The 391-nt window shown below is 72.9% G+C and carries 1 protein-coding gene; it reads right to left on the bottom strand.

Features of this window, described 5'->3' with window-relative positions; genetic code table 11:
• Positions 1 to 188: 188 nt before the first annotated feature.
• Positions 189 to 391 (bottom strand): FAD-linked oxidase C-terminal domain-containing protein (locus FJV41_RS57660; RefSeq protein ID WP_220138078.1); only part of this gene is annotated, 203 nt, incomplete at its 5' end.

Below are 391 nucleotides of genomic sequence, written 5' to 3'. Positions count from 1 at the left end.
GCTGCTGGCGACGGTGGGCGGCGCGCTGTACCGCACGGCGACCGTGCCGGTGCTGGACGAAGCCGGGCGCCTGACGCGCCAGAGTGGCGAGACGGTGGCCGCCATCCGGCGATGGTTGATGACGCACCCCGAAGGCCCGGCGGAGCCCGGCCCGCCCTGACGCCCGAGGGCCGGCCGCCGCGCGGGGGTCAGAACCGGGGCAGGTCGGGGTGTGCGATACGGCCGCCCCGCACCAGCATCCGGCCGTACTCGGCGCAGCGCTGTAGCGTGGGGATCACCTTGCCGGGGTTGAGCAGCCCGGCCGGGTCGAAGGCCGCCTTGAGCGCGAACATCTGTGCGTTTTCCTCGCCGGTGAACTGCGTGCACATGGAGTTGAGCTTTTCCACGCCCA

Origin of the sequence: Myxococcus llanfairpwllgwyngyllgogerychwyrndrobwllllantysiliogogogochensis (genome assembly GCF_006636215.1) — a bacterium.
GTDB lineage: Bacteria > Myxococcota > Myxococcia > Myxococcales > Myxococcaceae > Myxococcus > Myxococcus llanfairpwllgwyngyllgogerychwyrndrobwllllantysiliogogogochensis.
Note: the sequence above shows the minus strand (reverse complement) of the source record. Positions and strands in the feature narration are given on the sequence as shown.